Source organism: Acinetobacter lactucae (assembly GCF_013344765.1).
GTDB lineage: Bacteria > Pseudomonadota > Gammaproteobacteria > Pseudomonadales > Moraxellaceae > Acinetobacter > Acinetobacter lactucae_A.
Map to the genome: position 1 here is coordinate 1 of NZ_JABVBF010000069.1, position 16,455 is coordinate 16,455.

16 protein-coding genes and 1 pseudogene are annotated in these 16,455 nt (G+C 39.9%); 9 read left to right on the top strand and 8 right to left on the bottom strand.

The features are described from left to right. The coding region (locus tag HUN22_RS08900; RefSeq protein WP_217488123.1) for a GGDEF domain-containing protein at positions 1-1,177 on the top strand (1,177 nt) is incomplete at its 5' end. Here the strand turns inward: HUN22_RS08900 and dsbD are convergent. From dsbD to HUN22_RS08920, 4 genes are all read right to left on the bottom strand, one after another. Beyond that, positions 1,172-2,998, bottom strand: coding sequence for a protein-disulfide reductase DsbD (gene dsbD, locus HUN22_RS08905; protein WP_174728243.1), 1,827 nt, complete (start codon positions 2,996-2,998; stop codon positions 1,172-1,174). The two genes, HUN22_RS08900 and dsbD, sit on opposite strands and share 6 nt — an antisense overlap. Positions 2,999-3,016: 18 nt before the next feature. Then, positions 3,017-3,781: a transporter gene (locus HUN22_RS08910; RefSeq protein WP_174728246.1), complete on the bottom strand. Its 765-nt coding sequence runs from the start codon at positions 3,779-3,781 to the stop codon at positions 3,017-3,019. Between the two features lie 12 nt (positions 3,782-3,793). Next, positions 3,794-4,339 (bottom strand): ankyrin repeat domain-containing protein, encoded by a 546-nt coding sequence (locus tag HUN22_RS08915; RefSeq protein WP_005066773.1) that lies wholly within the window; start codon positions 4,337-4,339, stop codon positions 3,794-3,796. A 153-nt stretch (positions 4,340-4,492) separates the two neighbouring features. Continuing rightward, the gene (locus HUN22_RS08920) at positions 4,493-4,843 is read right to left on the bottom strand and encodes an HPF/RaiA family ribosome-associated protein (RefSeq protein ID WP_002053923.1); all 351 of its coding nucleotides are present in this window, start codon (positions 4,841-4,843) and stop codon (positions 4,493-4,495) included. Positions 4,844-5,095: 252 nt separating this feature from the next. On the opposite strand from HUN22_RS08920, the gene puuE reads away from it, so the two are divergent. From puuE to HUN22_RS08945, 5 genes are all read left to right on the top strand, one after another. Next, positions 5,096-6,061 (top strand): allantoinase PuuE, encoded by a 966-nt coding sequence (puuE, locus tag HUN22_RS08925; RefSeq protein ID WP_174728249.1) that lies wholly within the window; start codon positions 5,096-5,098, stop codon positions 6,059-6,061. A 100-nt stretch (positions 6,062-6,161) separates the two neighbouring features. After that, on the top strand, positions 6,162-6,665 hold the full coding sequence (gene uraD, locus HUN22_RS08930; RefSeq protein WP_174728252.1) for a 2-oxo-4-hydroxy-4-carboxy-5-ureidoimidazoline decarboxylase: 504 nt from the start codon (positions 6,162-6,164) through the stop codon (positions 6,663-6,665). Beyond that, positions 6,662-6,985 (top strand): hydroxyisourate hydrolase, encoded by a 324-nt coding sequence (gene uraH / locus HUN22_RS08935; protein ID WP_174728255.1) that lies wholly within the window; start codon positions 6,662-6,664, stop codon positions 6,983-6,985. Before uraD ends, uraH begins: the two co-directional genes overlap by 4 nt. A 24-nt stretch (positions 6,986-7,009) precedes the next feature. Next, on the top strand, positions 7,010-8,377 hold the full coding sequence (locus tag HUN22_RS08940; RefSeq protein WP_174728258.1) for a nucleobase:cation symporter-2 family protein: 1,368 nt from the start codon (positions 7,010-7,012) through the stop codon (positions 8,375-8,377). Positions 8,378-8,498: 121 nt separating this feature from the next. After that, positions 8,499-9,224 carry an outer membrane protein OmpK gene (locus tag HUN22_RS08945; RefSeq protein ID WP_174728261.1) on the top strand — a complete coding sequence of 242 codons (726 nt, stop codon included), beginning with the start codon at positions 8,499-8,501 and terminating at the stop codon, positions 9,222-9,224. 53 nt (positions 9,225-9,277) lie between these two features. Here HUN22_RS08945 and hpxO read toward each other — a convergent pair whose 3' ends face one another. Next, positions 9,278-10,435, bottom strand: coding sequence for an FAD-dependent urate hydroxylase HpxO (hpxO, locus tag HUN22_RS08950; RefSeq protein ID WP_174728264.1), 1,158 nt, complete (start codon positions 10,433-10,435; stop codon positions 9,278-9,280). A 199-nt stretch (positions 10,436-10,634) separates the two neighbouring features. Here hpxO and alc point away from each other — a divergent pair, with 199 nt between their 5' ends. Together alc and HUN22_RS08960 are read left to right on the top strand one after the other, a co-directional pair. Next, positions 10,635-11,645, top strand: coding sequence for an allantoicase (alc, locus tag HUN22_RS08955; RefSeq protein WP_174728267.1), 1,011 nt, complete (start codon positions 10,635-10,637; stop codon positions 11,643-11,645). Next, a complete protein-coding gene (locus tag HUN22_RS08960) occupies positions 11,621-12,142 on the top strand; it encodes an ureidoglycolate lyase (protein ID WP_174728270.1) in 522 nt (173 codons plus the stop codon). The genes alc and HUN22_RS08960 overlap by 25 nt, the downstream gene beginning before the upstream one ends. Before the next feature lie 129 nt (positions 12,143-12,271). Here HUN22_RS08960 and parE read toward each other — a convergent pair whose 3' ends face one another. Both parE and HUN22_RS08970 read right to left on the bottom strand, forming a co-directional pair. Continuing rightward, positions 12,272-14,155 carry a DNA topoisomerase IV subunit B gene (gene parE, locus HUN22_RS08965; RefSeq protein ID WP_174728272.1) on the bottom strand — a complete coding sequence of 628 codons (1,884 nt, stop codon included), beginning with the start codon at positions 14,153-14,155 and terminating at the stop codon, positions 12,272-12,274. 14 nt (positions 14,156-14,169) lie between these two features. Then, positions 14,170-14,751, bottom strand: coding sequence for a YqiA/YcfP family alpha/beta fold hydrolase (locus tag HUN22_RS08970; protein ID WP_174728275.1), 582 nt, complete (start codon positions 14,749-14,751; stop codon positions 14,170-14,172). A 211-nt stretch (positions 14,752-14,962) separates the two neighbouring features. Here HUN22_RS08970 and HUN22_RS08975 point away from each other — a divergent pair, with 211 nt between their 5' ends. Next, the gene (locus HUN22_RS08975; protein WP_174728278.1) at positions 14,963-16,306 is read left to right on the top strand and encodes an alpha/beta hydrolase; all 1,344 of its coding nucleotides are present in this window, start codon (positions 14,963-14,965) and stop codon (positions 16,304-16,306) included. Between the two features lie 64 nt (positions 16,307-16,370). Here the strand turns inward: HUN22_RS08975 and HUN22_RS08980 are convergent. Then, positions 16,371-16,455: pseudogene (locus HUN22_RS08980) on the bottom strand (SH3 domain-containing protein); the annotation flags it as partial.

Here is a 16,455-nt window from a genome sequence, read left to right on the forward strand (position 1 = left end):
CACTCATCCCATACATAGAACAAAGCAGGTGATAATCGATTTCATCCACAATAATCACATCATCAACTGGACGCCATTACAAAAAAGTGCACTGATGCTCACACTTGCTTGTGCAATGAATTTCAGTTGGATTTTATGGAAAGGTTATATCCTACTTACCCCTAGTGTCTGGCAATGGGCAAATCTGCCTTTAGTTGAATCACAACTCTGGCTAAATTTATTTACTTTATTTTTATTGGGCCTTTTGATTACTCCCTGTTATCGCTACAAAAATGATGAATGGGCTCAACGAATTATTCCTTTAATTAGCGTGCAGTTCTTTACCCTCATGCTATGCCACGATGGATATTTAATTGGCAGTATCAGCCCAGCTACTATGGTCGGTTATGTAGGCACCATTGGAGTAGGTCTAGTATTATTTGACCGAAAAATCGTTTATAGCGCTATTGTACCTGCAACAATTATTCTAACAGTATGTACATATTTAGGTATGACTGGAGCTATATCCTATGCTCCATTATTTAATTTTACGGCAATGCGTCATGCTCAAACCAATCCTTTCTGGTTGGGAAGCATGGCTTTTTTTATTATGCCCATCTTATTAATCTGTTTTGTTTTATTTGAAATATTGCTCACCCAATGGCGCCAACGAGAAACTTATATTCAACGCCTAAGCCAACTTGATCCATTAACCAATGTGTTAAATAGACGTAGTTTAAACACGCATTTAGAGTCGCTACATCAACAACAATTTGATTACGCAGTAGTACTTCTCGATATCGATCATTTTAAAAAAATTAATGATATATATGGGCATCACCAAGGCGATCAGGTCTTAATTGAAATTGCTCAATGTCTTTCTGAGAATTTGCGTAGTGAGGATATTATTGGACGTTTTGGTGGAGAGGAGTTTATTTTATTACTGCCTCATACTGATATTATTCAAGCGCAAATAATTGCTGAGCGTTGTCGTCTTGCTTTGCAAAAACTGCCCGTTTGTAGCGCTCAAAACAATCCTATTTATATTAGTGCAAGTTTTGGAATCAGCAGTTCAGCTTTTTCAGAAGACCCTTATCTTGTTATTCGACAGGCTGATCAAGCACTCTACGCAGTAAAAGCTTCAGGACGTAATCAAGTACGTACATTTCATCAGATCGAAACTATGACTACCTTATGAATCTTCTAACTTTGCTAAGCTCGCAAGTTGCTGCAAAAGTTCTTGCTGACTAAAAGCACCAGTTAAACGTAAAGCACGAATCTCTTTTTTCTCTGGGCTTAAAAATAGATAGGTCGGTGGTCCTAAAATATTCCATTGCTTAAGTAGCGCTTCATGTGACTGGTCATAATGACTCAAATCAAGCTTAATTAAATAATAAGGTGCGAGAGCAGATTGAACCTCAGGCGCTTTTAAAACACGGTGTTCAATCGGTTGGCATGCAACACACCAGTCTGCATAGATATCAACCACAATAGCCCGATCAGCAGGCGCTGCCGCTAAAATTTTCTCAAAGTCCGCTGCTGTAGTTGCAATATGCCACTCGGCCATATGATTAGAACTTTGCAAAGCTCGATTTTGAATATGTTGATATTGGTTATAGGCTACAAAAGGGGTAACGATTAATAATAAAAGCGCGTAGAGCCATTGTAGTTGCCCTTTTTTCCAGAAAAACTGATAAACAGCATAGGCTATAAAAGCTAAGCCTAATGCTAGACTCAGTACTTGCATGCCCCAATCTGGCAATAAAGGACGAATAAAGTAGAGACTTAAACCCAACATCAGAAAAGCAAAAATCACTTTAATCTGGTGCATCCAGTCACCAGCTTTAGGTAAGAATTTTGCCCCTAAAATACTTGCCAGCAGTAGCGGAATTCCCATTCCGAAACCTAGACAGAATAAAAGCAAAGCACCTTGCCATTGGTTTTGTGTTTGAGAAATAAATAATAAAGTTCCAGCGAGAGGTGCGGTCATACAAGGACCGACCAAAAGTGCAGAAACCACACCCATGATTCCAGCACCCACTAAAGTGCCACCTTTTTGCATCGACTGAATACGGTCAAGTCGGTTTAACCATGTTTGCGGTAAACGAAGTTCAAATAAGCCAAATAAGTTCAGAGCAAAGATAATAAACAGCAAACTAAAAGCAATTAAAGTCGCAGGCTGTTGTAACCAACGTTGAAAATTTAAGCCTGCTGAAGAAGCAATTAAACCTAAACCTGCATAAACCAATGCCATACTACAAACAAAGGTCAAAGCAATAGTCCAAGCTTTTAAACCTTTATGTTCGCGAATGATCAGTGAAGTTAAAATAGGAAGCATCGGTAAAGAGCATGGCGTAAATGCGAGCAACATGCCTAAACCTAAAAATAATAAAATCCCATACCAAAGCGAGTGTTCAATTAACTTGGCTGACCAGATCTGATCTTGCGCGATTTCTGGTGTAGTTGTATCAGCTACTGCCTCTGTGCTCTGCTCTTTTTCTAAAGATTCTGAACCCGAGGAAGCTTCTGATTGTGTATTTACTAAATCCAGTAATCTTTTCGGCGCTGTTCCTGCTTGGTTTTGTACACCCACTAAACCATCTGCATCGGTTTGAAACTCAATGGTTTGGGGTGGATAACAAATACGGTCTTTGGCGCAGCCCTGCCAAGTCACACTATAATGTTCCGATGGTTTAGTCTTAATTTGGAAATTAACTTGATGGTAGTAAACCTGACTTTGCCCATAGTTTTCATCATATTGGGCAATCGCTTTAGGTAACTTTAAAGCTAAAGGTTGAGTACCTTGTTGTACGGAAAATTTATGCTGATAAAGATAGTAATTTGGCTGAATCTGCCAAGACAAATTCGCAGTATGCGGCTCAGAAGATTCAACCGAAAATGAAAAAGCTTGTTCAGGTGAAAGTAGCTTATCTTGTGCAAAAACCAACTGGCTAAATACACAAACAGCAACTGCCAGAAAATAAAGAATTCCCTGATGAATAAGCTTTTTCATTAACATAAATTTAAATTACTTCGATTAGAACAAGAACGCCACGCCTAAGCCACCATTGTAGCTCTTGTCTTGACCGTTCAAATCGACTCCTATACTTGCATCAAGCTGAGTACGATTATTTACGGCGTAGACTAAACCTGTACCTAAACCATATTCGTAATCTTGGCTTTCAGCTTTACGGTAAATGAACTCAGAATAACCTGATAACTTACCTGCAATTTTATAGTCAATTGTCGGTACTGCTGTCACTGCCCAATCACTATTTTGTACTTCATAGCGCATGGTAATTGAAGTACCCACTAAATCACTATATTGGTAAGCTACTGCTGAACTTAGACTATAAATATCGTCATGTGCTGTAAATTCATCATTTCCAGTTGCAATGACAGCCTCAGCTAACACTGCCATAGACAATCTATCATCTTTTAAATCAATTGCTTTTTTTAAACCAATACTGACATCGCCAAAGCCTGACGTGTCATGTTTTTTACCAGCACGTTTCGTTTGGGTCCATGCCGCACCTTGCCATCCTAATTGTAATTCCAAGTCACGCGCTAAACCTGTACGGAATAACATATCCTGATTTAAGGTTACGGTTTTTTCTTTAACACCATCAACAGTCGCTTCAGTATAGGTTACGCTTGGTAAACCTTGCTCCCAAGCCAAATTACCTACAGGGGTAATCCCTGTTCCCATTCCGGCCCCTGGGCGGTCAAACGAGAAATCTGCGGCAAAAGTACTTCCAGCAACAGTGGTCAGAGCAAAAGTTAAAATTTGAAATGTTCTCATTCTATTATCCAATCAAGTAGTTAGTTCTTTTGACATTTTTGCCCCATGCTGGCGCAATAATTCTAATGTTTCACGCTCTTCTTGAAGCGCTTCTGACCAATCTATTTCATCAAAGTCACAATCAAAGAACAACTGACTGATTGAAGATAAAATAGTGAGTCCTTCTTCATCACGTGTGTTTGGATCAACTTTTTCATTTAATAAACGTTGAACGGCTGGCGCACATGCCGAGCTTGCCGCGTCCCATAAAGGACCATAAAACTCTTCTGCATCCCAAAGGTGTACATTGGCTTTGGCTTGAATCAACGCTTCGAGAATATCGAGGTAGACTTGTAGTGATTGTTGCTTTTCTTCTTTTGATAATGGTGTACCAGCTTCATAAGCTTCTGATACATCTTCCCACCATTTAAAAATTCCATCACAAATGATTGATACAGGTGGCCCTTGTTCCGGATCAATAAAGTTCGGATCAAGTCCTTCAGCAAGTAATTTTTGCACTTGCGCGAGTTCTAATTCTTCTATGGCTTTAATTAAAGCTTGCTGCTGGGTGGTTAACATGACCATCTCTCAAAAATATATTAGGGCTATTATGCCTAATCTCATCTGAAGATTTTAGAGGTTGATTGCATCGCATTGCAAACCTAATGTTGTGAATAGTTTTATTTTCATCAAATATAAAAAAAGCCCCGAAGGGCTTTTTAGCATTTTCAATTAGACTTCATCATCAATGAATTCTGGTTGACCACCTCTCGGGTGTTCCTTTTTCTCAAACGTATGTTCAAGGCTACGTTTTAATTTTTCAATCGCGCCATGAATTGAAGCATCAATATTTCCTGCTTTATGGTGCACTGCAACTGGTTTCAAACCAGCAGGACGGGCTTCAATCATACAGTGGATATCTTTGTCACCACCTTTGTCCCCATTTTCATCACTAAAATGAACCGAAAAATGCGTAATACGTTCGCTATGACGTTGGAATTCTTGAGTAAGTTCTGCACGTACATAAGTAATTAAACGTTCGCTGTTATGGATGTTTTTATCTGTGCGGATTTCAATATTCATAAATACCATCCTCTCTTTCTTACTGTGGATCTTTTCTATGCAAAACTTTTTTATGTTGGCATGTTTTAAGCATGCATGAACTGACTTCAATTGTACATTTTGATGGTGTAATGGTTTGTTATCTCCTGACTTAAACGTACTGCTTTTAATTTATTTTGAAGATCTTCATACCTTCAATATCAGTCCATCTATAAAAATATGCAAGCTGATTTTTTAAATTTTTATGAAAAATTGAACAAAAGGAGAGCAATCGTGTCCAAATCTTATTTATCTGGAGCCGAGCTCATTGAGCAAATTCAAAAGTCTCCTTATTCACGTGATTTGATCGGTTATCACGGACAGCCTCCACAGGTTAAATGGCCTAACAATGCCAAAATTGCAGTGCAATTTGTTCTTAATTATGAAGAAGGTGGCGAAAAACATATAGAGCATGGCGATGATGGCTCAGAACAGTTTTTATCGGAGATTATTGGCGCTGCAAGTTACCCAGCGAAACATATGTCGATGGACTCTATGTACGAATATGGTTCACGTGCTGGTTTTTGGCGCATTCATAGTGAATTCCAAAAGCGCAAACTTCCAATGACCATTTTTGGGGTTTCAATGGCGCTTGCCCGCAACCCTTATATTGTAGAAGCGATTAAGCAAGCTGATTACGATGTGGTTTCTCATGGTTATCGCTGGCTTCACTATCAAGATACCGATATTGAAGTTGAAAAACAGCATATGGAACAGGCTCTAACAGTCTTAGAAAACTTGTTTGGAAATAAAGTGATAGGTTGGTATACCGGACGTGACAGCCCCAATACACGTCAGTTACTCGCAGAGTTTCCACAAATACAATATGACTCAGATTATTATGGGGATGACCTGCCTTTTTGGACAACGCTTACCAATGCTGAGGGTACATCACGCCCTCATCTGATTATTCCTTATACTTTAGAATGTAACGACATGAAGTTCTGCTCACCAGGTGGATTTAATAGCTCAGAACAGTTTTTTCAATATTTAAAAGATAGTTTTGATGTGCTGTATGCAGAGGGAGAAAATGCACCAAAAATGATGTCGATTGGAATGCATTGCCGTATTTTAGGGCGCCCAGGCCGTTTTAAAGCACTACAAAAGTTTCTCGACTACCTTCAAATGCACGATCGAGTCTGGATATGTAGTCGTCAAGACATTGCTGAACATTGGTATAAAAATCACATAACTAAATAATTGATTTTTTAATTTTCCAAATTCATAAGCGAATCATAAACGCCTCTTGGCACTGTTATTGCTAAAACTCTGTATCACGACAATGAGTTTAGGAATAACAGTGTTTTTATCCGAGTTTAATCAAGCCCCACCAGAACAACTCAAGATTTTGTTAAAAAACTGTGTCCACATTCCAGCATGGGCCGAAAAAATCATCTCAAATCGTCCCTATTCAACAAAAGCATCTCTTTTGGAATATGCAGAACAATTAAGTCAAATGTGGTCATGGCAAGAGATACTAGCGGCTTTAGCAACCCATCCCAAAATTGGTGAACGCCAAGCTAAAAAACAACTCAATGCAAAAGAGCAAGATTTTTCATCTAAAGAACAGGCTGGCATTTCTTTAGATGAACAAACACAACAAGCTCTGCTGCAAGGTAATCTTGATTATGAACAAAAGTTTGGCTTTATTTTTTTAATTAAAGCGGCAGGCCTCAGTAGTGATGAAATTTTAAAAAAGCTACATGAACGACTACAAAACGACTTGGCTATCGAAAAAACAATTGTACATGAGCAACTTGCAGCGATTGCTCTATTACGTCTATCTCAGGAAATACAAGCATGATCAGTACTCATATTTTAGATACGAATTTAGGTAAACCGGCTGCAGATGTAGAAGTGAAGTTGTTTCATGCAGAAACCCATGAGCTGATAGCGACCGCAACCACTAATCAAGATGGTCGAGTGAGTGATTTCGGAATAGAAGGCTTAGGTGAAGGCGCTTATCAACTTGAATTTGAAATTGCACCTTATTTTTTATCGCAGCAAGTCAAAACTTTTTTCCCGCGTGTTTGTATCCAATTTTTTATAGAAAAAGTTAGTCAGCATTACCACATTCCATTGCTGATCAGCCCGTTTGCTTACTCCACCTATCGCGGTAGCTAATTCAAATATAAATAGGAGAAAAATATGAATCATCAGCAAAAAAATGCGATTTCTCCAGAGCATGAATATTTAGGAATTTCCAAAAGTTTTGCTTACGGCTTACAGCATGTGCTGACCATGTATGGTGGCATTGTAGCCCCGCCCTTGATTATTGGAACAGCAGCTGGCTTAAGCTCAGCACAAATCGGAATGCTCATTGCAGCGGCCCTATTTGTAGGTGGATTAGCAACACTGATTCAAACTATCGGAACCAAATATCTAGGTGCAAAATTACCTTTAGTTCAGGGTGTTTCTTTCGCCGGTGTGGCCACCATGGTCGCCATTATCACCACAGGTGGTGGGTTGCCTGCTGTCTACGGTGCAGTGATTGCCGCATCTCTGATTGGGCTATGCCTTGCACCTTACTTTTCAAAAATTATTCGGTTTTTTCCACCCGTTGTGACTGGATGCGTCATCACGATTATTGGTCTATCTTTGTTACCCGTTGCAATTCGCTGGATGATGGGTGGCAACAATAAAGCACCAGATTGGGGTAGCGTAGAAAATATCTCTTTAGCACTGATGACCTTAGGCATTGTGATTGTTCTAAATATGCTGCCACAAGCAAGCATTCGTCGTTTATCAATTTTGTTGGCTATTGTTACTGGTACTACCCTTGCCTACTTCATGGGTTTTGGTGATTTTAGTCAGGTGAGTTCAGGCGCATGGCTGCAATTCCCACACTTATTTGCATTTGGTTTACCGACTTTCGAACTCAGTGCAATTTTATCGATGCTAATCGTTACCTTAGTGATTATGACCGAAACCACAGCCGATATTATTGCTGTCGGAGACATTGTAGGAACTGAGGTCGATTCGAAACGGATCGCCAATGGCGTTCGTGCAGATATGTTTTCGAGTGCTTTTGCCCCTATCTTTGGTTCATTCATGCAAAGCGCTTTTGCCCAAAATGTTGGACTGGTTGCGATTACAGGCATCAAAAGCCGCTTTGTAGTGGCAGCAGGCGGTTTAATTCTCATTATTTTAGGACTACTACCCATTATGGGTCGTTTGATTGCAACCATTCCAATGCCCGTACTTGGTGGTGCAGGTTTGGTCTTATTTGGGTCGGTTGCAGCAAGTGGAATCCGCACTTTAGCAAAAATAGATTATAACGATCAGAAAAATTTAATTATTGTCGCAACTGCTTTATCAGCTGGAATGATCCCAATTATTAACCATGAGTTCTATGCTCATTTCCCAGTTTGGGTACAAACTTTGTTCCATTCGGGCATTAGTTCAACTTGTATCTTTGCTATCTTGTTGAATTTATTATTTAATCATTTACCCTCATTTCGTAGCTCGCGTACCCCGCATTTAAGCCAAACAATAAACACCAGAAATACACATTAAAGATTTACTGTTTAGCGCCCCACTTCGGTGGGCTTTTTTTTAACCGTTGATCAAATTTGGCTTCATTTTTGCTTAAGACCCTGTATCCTTAGCATGCTTTATTTGGGGGGAGATCATTTAAATGCAATTAAAGCAACTTGCGGCGACCTGTGCCTTGTTATCTGCAACTGCCATGGTTCAGGCGAAACCAATCTGGCAAGATTTTAGTGTGACTGGACTTTATGGTGAAAACTATGAAGTTGTAGATGAGAAAGAAACCACGATTACTTTGGAATATGCAGCGAAAGTTAAATACGCTGATGTATTTTTCTTTATGGACCGCATGCGTGGTGAAAATGACCACAAGAGTACTTACTTCGAGTTATCACCACGTTTAAGCTTAGGTGAAATATCAGGTAAAAAACTGTCGTATGGCCCAATCAAAGATGTACTCATTAGTACTACTTGGGAAGGTAACAGTGAAGACGGCAATAACTTCGATAACTTTCTTTATGGTTTTGCAGTTGATTTAGATATCCCATATTTCCAATATGCAAATTTAAACTTCTACCGTGCAAATAATGAGAACATTGACGACGATTATCAAATGACATTCGTTTATGGTATTCCATTAAAATTAGGATCTGAAGATTTCTTGGTAGATGGTTTCCTTGACTGGTCAACTGCTGAAGGCGACCATGCGAGCGAGTTAAACTGGACAACTCAGTGGAAATGGAATGTGGGTAAACACATTTCTCCTGATACACGCCTATACCTAGGTATCGAGCACTCAGTCTGGAATAACAAATTTGGTATTAAAGGTGCCGACGAAAATAACGTTAGTGCATTGGTTAAATACCACTTCTAAAATCCAAATTTAGAAGATAAAACAGCAAGGAAAGTTCCTTGCTGTTTTTGTTTTTAATCAAGTGGATTCCCCACAATATTACTAATAATCCCCTGCATAATATGCCCACCTTGTTCACGACGTAATTCTTCATACCATGCTTGTGTAACCGCTTCATCTTTCATATGAGTCACATCACAGCGTTTACGCGCACGAAGTACCAATTCATTAGCACGTTCATTACGCTTGTTTTGATAGCGTCGCAAAGCATCCTCTAGCCCCAAAGTATTAATTTGTAGAGAACGCGCTAAATAAATTGCATCTTCCATGGCTTGGCAACCGCCTTGTCCAATATCAGGTGTCGTGCTGTGTGCAGCATCACCCAAAATCACTACGCGACCTTTATAAAATTGAGTGAACGGTTCAATATCATGGATTTCTACCCGATTCGTCTTTTGCGGGTCTAAGCGTTCAATGAGCTGCTGTACAGGCTGGCACCAATCAGCAAAATATTGTTTTAAAAGTTTTTTATATTCATCTCGGTTATTGTCTAGCCCTGCAGGTAAAGGCACATCTAAAAAGAAATAGAACTTTCCATCTGCAACAGGCATTAAAGAAGCTCGCTTACCCTCCCCAACATAAGTCGTCCATTGCTGAGCAGGAGCTAAATCTTCAGAGATCTCAACCAAACCATTCCAGTTTACATAACCTGCGTAACGGCGCTGTACTTGCTGGCCCAACACATAGCTCCGTGTAAGTGAGTGGGTACCGTCAGCCCCAATTAATAGATCGGCCTGCGTTGAGCTACCATCTGCAAAATGGACTTCAACAAAATCAGCTTTGTCTTCAAGACTGACCATTTTTTTGCCTAAATAAATCTGATCACGGCCAAATTCATCCATCAACATATTTTGTAAATCAGCACGTGCAACTGGATAAGGTCTTTGGCCCACTTCTTCAATTAATGGCAGTAAACTGAATTGTGTCATCACATCTCCAGTTAAACCATCCACATAGGCCAAATCATCCATTTGTCCACCAAGTTTGGCGATTTTATCGGTTAATCCCAGATAGTTCAGACATTTCACACCATTCGACCAGAGCGAAATTGCAGCACCAACTGGAAGAATCTTTTCAGTTTGCTCAAAAATGCGAACTTGGTGACCAAATTTCTTTAATGCAATGCCTGTGGTTAGACCTCCCATTCCTGCACCAATAATCACCACATTCATAACACTCTCCTATAGATATTCACCTATAGGGTGCTTATGCTAAAAACATGCCATCGTTCAAAATTTATTGAGCTTTTCCACAAAACTGGCATGCACCATGCTTATATATTTATGTATAAAACTCATCTCGGCACGCTCAGTGTGAGTGCAGTTTTAAATGAAAAATCATGTTTTTAACAAGAAATACGGATAATCCACTATGGCAACATTGCACGCTCCAGCATTTGAACTTCCTGAAATTTTGAATACGAAAACCAATTTGTCAGATGCCCGAATTGGTGCACAAGTCATTGAGTGTTCAGATGATTTCTTTGCAGAAGCAAAGCGTATGCTGCAATTTGATGCACCGATTTTTGTTGAAGATAAATTTGATGACAACGGCAAATGGATGGACGGTTGGGAAACGCGCCGTAAGCGTCACGCAGGTTATGATTGGTGTATCGTGAAGCTTGGTGTAAGCGGAAAAATCACTGCTCTTGATATTGATACCAGCTTTTTCACAGGAAACTATCCTTCATCTGCATCATTAGAAGCATGTTATGCACCAAATGGGGACCTGACACGGGCAAAATGGGAGAGTGTTTTAGGAAATACGGAACTCGGTCCAAGCCAGCATCATATTTTTATGGTCAATAATGATGCACTTTTCACTCATATACGCCTTAATATTTTCCCAGATGGCGGTATTGCCCGTTTACGTGTCTATGGTGATGTTCATATTCAGGTAACTGATAGTGAGCAAACTCTCGATTTATTGGCTCTCGAAAATGGTGGCCGCGTAGTTGCCTATAGCGATGCACATTTTGGACATCCACGTAATTTGATTAACCCTGGCCGTGGCGTCAACATGGGCGATGGATGGGAAACCAAACGCCGCCGCGCACCGGGTTATGACTGGTGTATTCTTGCGTTGGGTAAAAGTGGAAAAATTGAGAAACTTGAAATTGATACGGCTCACTTTAAAGGGAACTTCCCTGCCCAAGTATCTATTCAGGCGGTTTACCTTGAAAATGCAACCGATGCGCAGTTAATTCCACAAAGCATGTTCTGGTCTTATTTACTTGAAGCTCAACCGATGCAAATGGACCATATTCATGAATATGTGAATGAGATTTTACAACACGAAAAAATCTCACATATTCGTATTAACATGATTCCAGATGGTGGCATTAGCCGTGTTCGTTTATGGGGAAAAATTGCCAAGTCATGATGAAGAATGTTCAAATTCAGCCTTTAACAATTGAAAACTTTCAGCCCTTCGGAGAAGTCATCTGTTGCGACGGGCATGACTTTTTTCATATTAATGATGCCCACACCGAGCGCTACCATGCGCTCGTTGAAGCAGAAATTGAAGGGGAAGCAAAAGCAGGAATTAGTATTTTCCGTAATATTAAAGCCAGTGTGCTACCTCTGGAAATTTCAATGCTAGAGCGCCATCCAAAGGGTTCTCAGGCATTTATTCCACTACAGCAGCAAAAGTTTCTAATTATTGTGGCGCCCGCTTTAGACGAGAATACTCCCGATATTTCAAAGCTATGTGCTTTTATCTCAGACGGTAAGCAAAGTATCAATTATCGGGCAGGCACATGGCATCATCCTTTGCTCACCTTTGAAGCACCCAGTGATTTTGCGGTGGTAGATCGAATTGGAGGTGGAGCAAATTGTGACGTTTTTCAGTTTCCAGAGTCTATAAAAATTACGACCTAAATTAAAATATACAGATCTGTCTAATTTAATGATCTAAACCTTAATAGCAGAAATCGTTGTGGTGATTTCTAACAATCTTAGGTTTATATAAAAAATCCCCGTCAATTGAACGGGGATTTTTTCATTTTTCTAAACAGTGATATCAGCTAAGTTACCCTTCTGCTCAAGCCACTGCTTACGATCTGCCGAGCGTTTTTTGGCAAGTAACTTGTCGAGTAAACCTGCTGTAAAATGAGCATCATCTAGATCGAGCTGTACCAAACGACGCGTGTTCGGATCCATAGTCGTTTCACGTAATTGAATCGCGTTCATCTCACCCAATCCCTTGAATCGGGTAATTTGCGGATTACGATTGCCCTTAATATTTTTCAAAATAGTTTCAAGTTCATCATCATCAAGCGCGTAATGAACATCTTTACCAATATCGATACGGAACAATGGTGGCATTGCCACATACAAATGCCCTTCTTCAACCAATGCTGGAAAATGTTTAACGAATAAGGCGCAAAGCAAAGTCGCAATGTGTAAACCGTCCGAGTCAGCATCGGCCAAAATACAGATTTTGCCATAACGTAATTCAGATAAATCATCACTACCCGGATCTACACCAATCGCAATTGCAATGTCGTGAACCTCTTGAGAAGCCAAGACTTCATCTGAAGAAACTTCCCACGTATTTAAGATTTTTCCACGAATTGGCATGATAGCCTGAAAGTTTTTATCACGGGCTTGCTTGGCACTACCGCCAGCAGAGTCACCCTCGACAATAAATAGCTCACTGTCTTCACGTGTTTGACCAACACAGTCTGCCAATTTACCCGGTAAAGCAGGGCCAGAAACAATCTTTTTACGCTCGACTTTTTTTGCTGCTTTTAAACGACGACCTGCTTTAGAAATCGCCATTTCTGCCAGTTGCATCGCAATTTCAGCATGTTGGTTTAACCAAAGTGCGAAAGCATCTTTAGCAATATTTAAAACAATATTTGATGCTTCCCGACTAGAAAGACGCTCTTTGGTTTGACCTGAAAACTGCGGCTCTTGGAACTTGAGCGACAAGATGTAATTCACCCCATCCCAAACATCTTCTGCCGAAAGTTTGAGGTTACGTGGCAACAAGTTACGCAACTCACAAAACTCACGTAATGCCTCAGTTACACCTGAACGTAAACCATTCACATGAGTACCGCCTTGTGCGGTTGGAATCAGGTTGACGTAACTTTCTTGAACCTGTTCACCGCCTTCCACATTCCAGCAAATCGCAAATTCACACGCCGCACGGTCTACCTGACCACTGCTCACAAATGCAGGGTTTGGCAGAATTTCGCGGTCTTGCAATTCATCCATCAAATAATCGACGAGGCCATTTTCAAATTGCCATTCGATTTTTTCATCATTAATTTGATCAATGTAGATAATTTTTAAACCAGCAGCTAAAACAGCCTTGGCTTTTAAATTATGTTTAAGCGCTTTTAAAGCAAATTTTGGACTATCAAAATATTTCGCTTCTGGCCAAAAATGTACTGTTGTCCCAGTCGCGCGTTTTGGAGCTTTACCCTCGAGAACAGCTAAAGGAGCAACTGGTTCACCTTGCTCAAAGGCCATTTGATATAGGTTACCTTGACGTTGAACCTCTACCTCAACACGTGTTGATAAAGCATTTACAACGGAAATCCCCACACCATGCAAACCACCTGAAAACTGGTAGCTATCGGTACTGAATTTACCACCGGCATGCAGCTTGGTCAGAATAATTTCGATACCACTTTGGCCATATTCAGGATGAATATCGACCGGCATACCACGGCCATTATCTTCAACCGACAACGAACCATCTTTATAAACCGTGACACATATTTTGTCGGCATGACCAGCTAATGCTTCATCAACAGCATTATCAATAACTTCTTGGGCTAAATGGTTAGGTCGAGTCGTATCGGTATACATCCCTGGACGACGACGAACAGGGTCTAAACCAGAAAGAACTTCAAGCGATTGAGCCGTATATTGTGTCACGTTGTACGTTTTCCTTATTTGATGGTGTGCGCAAAGAATTCGATCACTAACGGTAATTTTTCTTCAAAATCTTCCATAGCATGATTGCCATGAGCATCCGTCAAAATCAATGAGGATGGCGTTGCAGCACTATAATAGCGTTGTGCTTGACGATAATCCAAAATTTCGTCGCCTTGTTGCAATAAGACGAGTATTTTGTCAGCATTTTCAGGTTGTTTCAGTTCCAGTTGTTCTAACTGCCGTAACTGAAGATGGTCAATTGACCATTGATCATTCACCACATAGGGCATACTTTCAACTTGAAATAACTCATCAAACAGTTTCCATGGTTGCATAGCAGGGTTAATCAGTACAGCTGGAACATTATATTTCGCGACAAAATATGTCGCAAAAAACCCGCCAAGGCTACTACCGACTAAGGCTACATCTTGTAAAGACTCTATCAGCTCTGAAATTTGCTCAACCACTAGATCAGGAGATCTGTTTAAATCTGGCAAATGCACATTTATGCCCAATTCGCTACAATATTGCTTAAGGCTCAGCCCTTTAATTGAAAGAGAGCTACTATTAAAGCCATGGAGGTAGATAATATTCATATATTTTCCCTCTAAATTGAGAATAAATTCACATTTTTGTTCTCAGTTTGTATATAAAAACACTATTGTCAGACAAGAAAAACCACTCAACTAACCATTCATCAGTATTTTAAAAATATGTGTTATTTAAACTACTAAGATGGAAACGTTTACTGCCGTTGATAAAAAGTACAGCTTAAAACGTCGGTTATAACGTATATGGGGAAAAGATATGCCGAGCTTAACACCACTACATGAAACTTATTGTAAATGGGATCGTACGCCACCTAGTCAGGCAGACGTATTAGAAGGTTTAGCTCAACTGTTCAGTACCAGCTTAAATGGTGTACATGAATTAATACAAGTTATTAATATTGAAGTATTAAAAAATACTTTTGGAGTGAGCACACAAAATGCTAAAAACTTTCAAAAACGACCATTTGTGCAAAAGGCATATCAATTTTCTTATGGGGCTTTACAAAAATATGGTCGTTATTTTTTAGCACCCGGTTTGCGTCGCATTATTGAAAAATATCCAACACTTCACGAAAAACCACTCACCCCAAGCCTACATTTTTTAGTCGGAATTTTGAATGGTGTTTTTGGGGATTATCTACTTAAACAGCACAGCCCTCTCGCCTTACCCATGGTGCTGTACGATCACTACGGTGCAATACAACAAGGTGAGCTTGCAGGCCGTATTGTAATTATGGTTCACGGTTTGTGTATGAATCATCTGACTTGGTCAAATGCACATTATGGTGGAATTGGGGAGCGTCTGTTAGCACAGCGTGACCATAACACGATGCTGTATTTAAATTACAATACCGGTCGACGCATTTCAGCCAATGGACGCAGTTTTTCAAATTTATTAGAAGATCTCGTAAAAAATAATCCAAGAATTACGAGCATTGATATCATTGGCCATAGTATGGGTGGACTAGTTTCTCGTAGTGCCTTGTTTTATGGCAAACAAAATATGTATCAATGGATTCATATGATCGAGAATCTAGTTTGCATTGGCTCTCCACATCATGGTGCAGTGTTGGAGCGCTTTGGTTTTACCATACAAGACAAACTTGGAGCTTTCCCTTTTGTCGGCTTACTCGGTCAACTGGTGAATATTCGGAGTAATGGTATTTTAGACTTACGCCACGGTAGCGTCCGTGATGATGATTGGGAACATATGGATGCCCGTATTGGTATGATGGATGATAACCGTGCACCTGCTCCGCTACCTTCCCATATCAACACCTTTTTAGTGGCAGGAACATTAGAATTTGAAAAGGTCCGCAATAAAGCGTTGACTGTAATTGGCGACTACTTAGTGAGTGTAAAAAGCGCGCTAGGTGAACACCCTAATCCACGTTTTCAGCTTAAAGTTCCAGACTCACATAAAGCCGTATTTTATGGCTTAAATCACTTTGAAATTCAGTATCACTCGAGTGTAGCCGAACAGATTACTCGCTGGTTATATCCTCATGTGAATGATTATGTGCAAGAGGGTATTCAAACTCATATTATTGATATGCCGAACTATAAGCTCGAAGATTTAGAAGGGATTGTAGAGACGTAAAAAAAGCCCAACTTAAGTTGGGCTTTTTTAATTAATTAGCTTTTGTAGAAGAAAGAAAATATTCTTAAATTTCAACCTTCCAAGCTTTATTGGCAATTACTTTTCCATTTTTTATATTTAAAACAATATTGTAAGCTGCTGCACCACCA

Coding starts and splice junctions, on each gene's coding strand:
- dsbD (WP_174728243.1), bottom strand. CDS start 2,998: ATGTTAATGAAAAAGCTTATTCATCAGGGAATTCTTTATTTTCTGGCA.
- HUN22_RS08910 (WP_174728246.1), bottom strand. CDS start 3,781: ATGAGAACATTTCAAATTTTAACTTTTGCTCTGACCACTGTTGCTGGA.
- HUN22_RS08915 (WP_005066773.1), bottom strand. CDS start 4,339: ATGTTAACCACCCAGCAGCAAGCTTTAATTAAAGCCATAGAAGAATTA.
- HUN22_RS08920 (WP_002053923.1), bottom strand. CDS start 4,843: ATGAATATTGAAATCCGCACAGATAAAAACATCCATAACAGCGAACGT.
- uraH (WP_174728255.1), top strand. CDS start 6,662: ATGATCAGTACTCATATTTTAGATACGAATTTAGGTAAACCGGCTGCA.
- HUN22_RS08940 (WP_174728258.1), top strand. CDS start 7,010: ATGAATCATCAGCAAAAAAATGCGATTTCTCCAGAGCATGAATATTTA.
- HUN22_RS08945 (WP_174728261.1), top strand. CDS start 8,499: ATGCAATTAAAGCAACTTGCGGCGACCTGTGCCTTGTTATCTGCAACT.
- hpxO (WP_174728264.1), bottom strand. CDS start 10,435: ATGAATGTGGTGATTATTGGTGCAGGAATGGGAGGTCTAACCACAGGC.
- alc (WP_174728267.1), top strand. CDS start 10,635: ATGGCAACATTGCACGCTCCAGCATTTGAACTTCCTGAAATTTTGAAT.
- HUN22_RS08960 (WP_174728270.1), top strand. CDS start 11,621: ATGGGGAAAAATTGCCAAGTCATGATGAAGAATGTTCAAATTCAGCCT.
- HUN22_RS08970 (WP_174728275.1), bottom strand. CDS start 14,751: ATGAATATTATCTACCTCCATGGCTTTAATAGTAGCTCTCTTTCAATT.
- HUN22_RS08975 (WP_174728278.1), top strand. CDS start 14,963: ATGCCGAGCTTAACACCACTACATGAAACTTATTGTAAATGGGATCGT.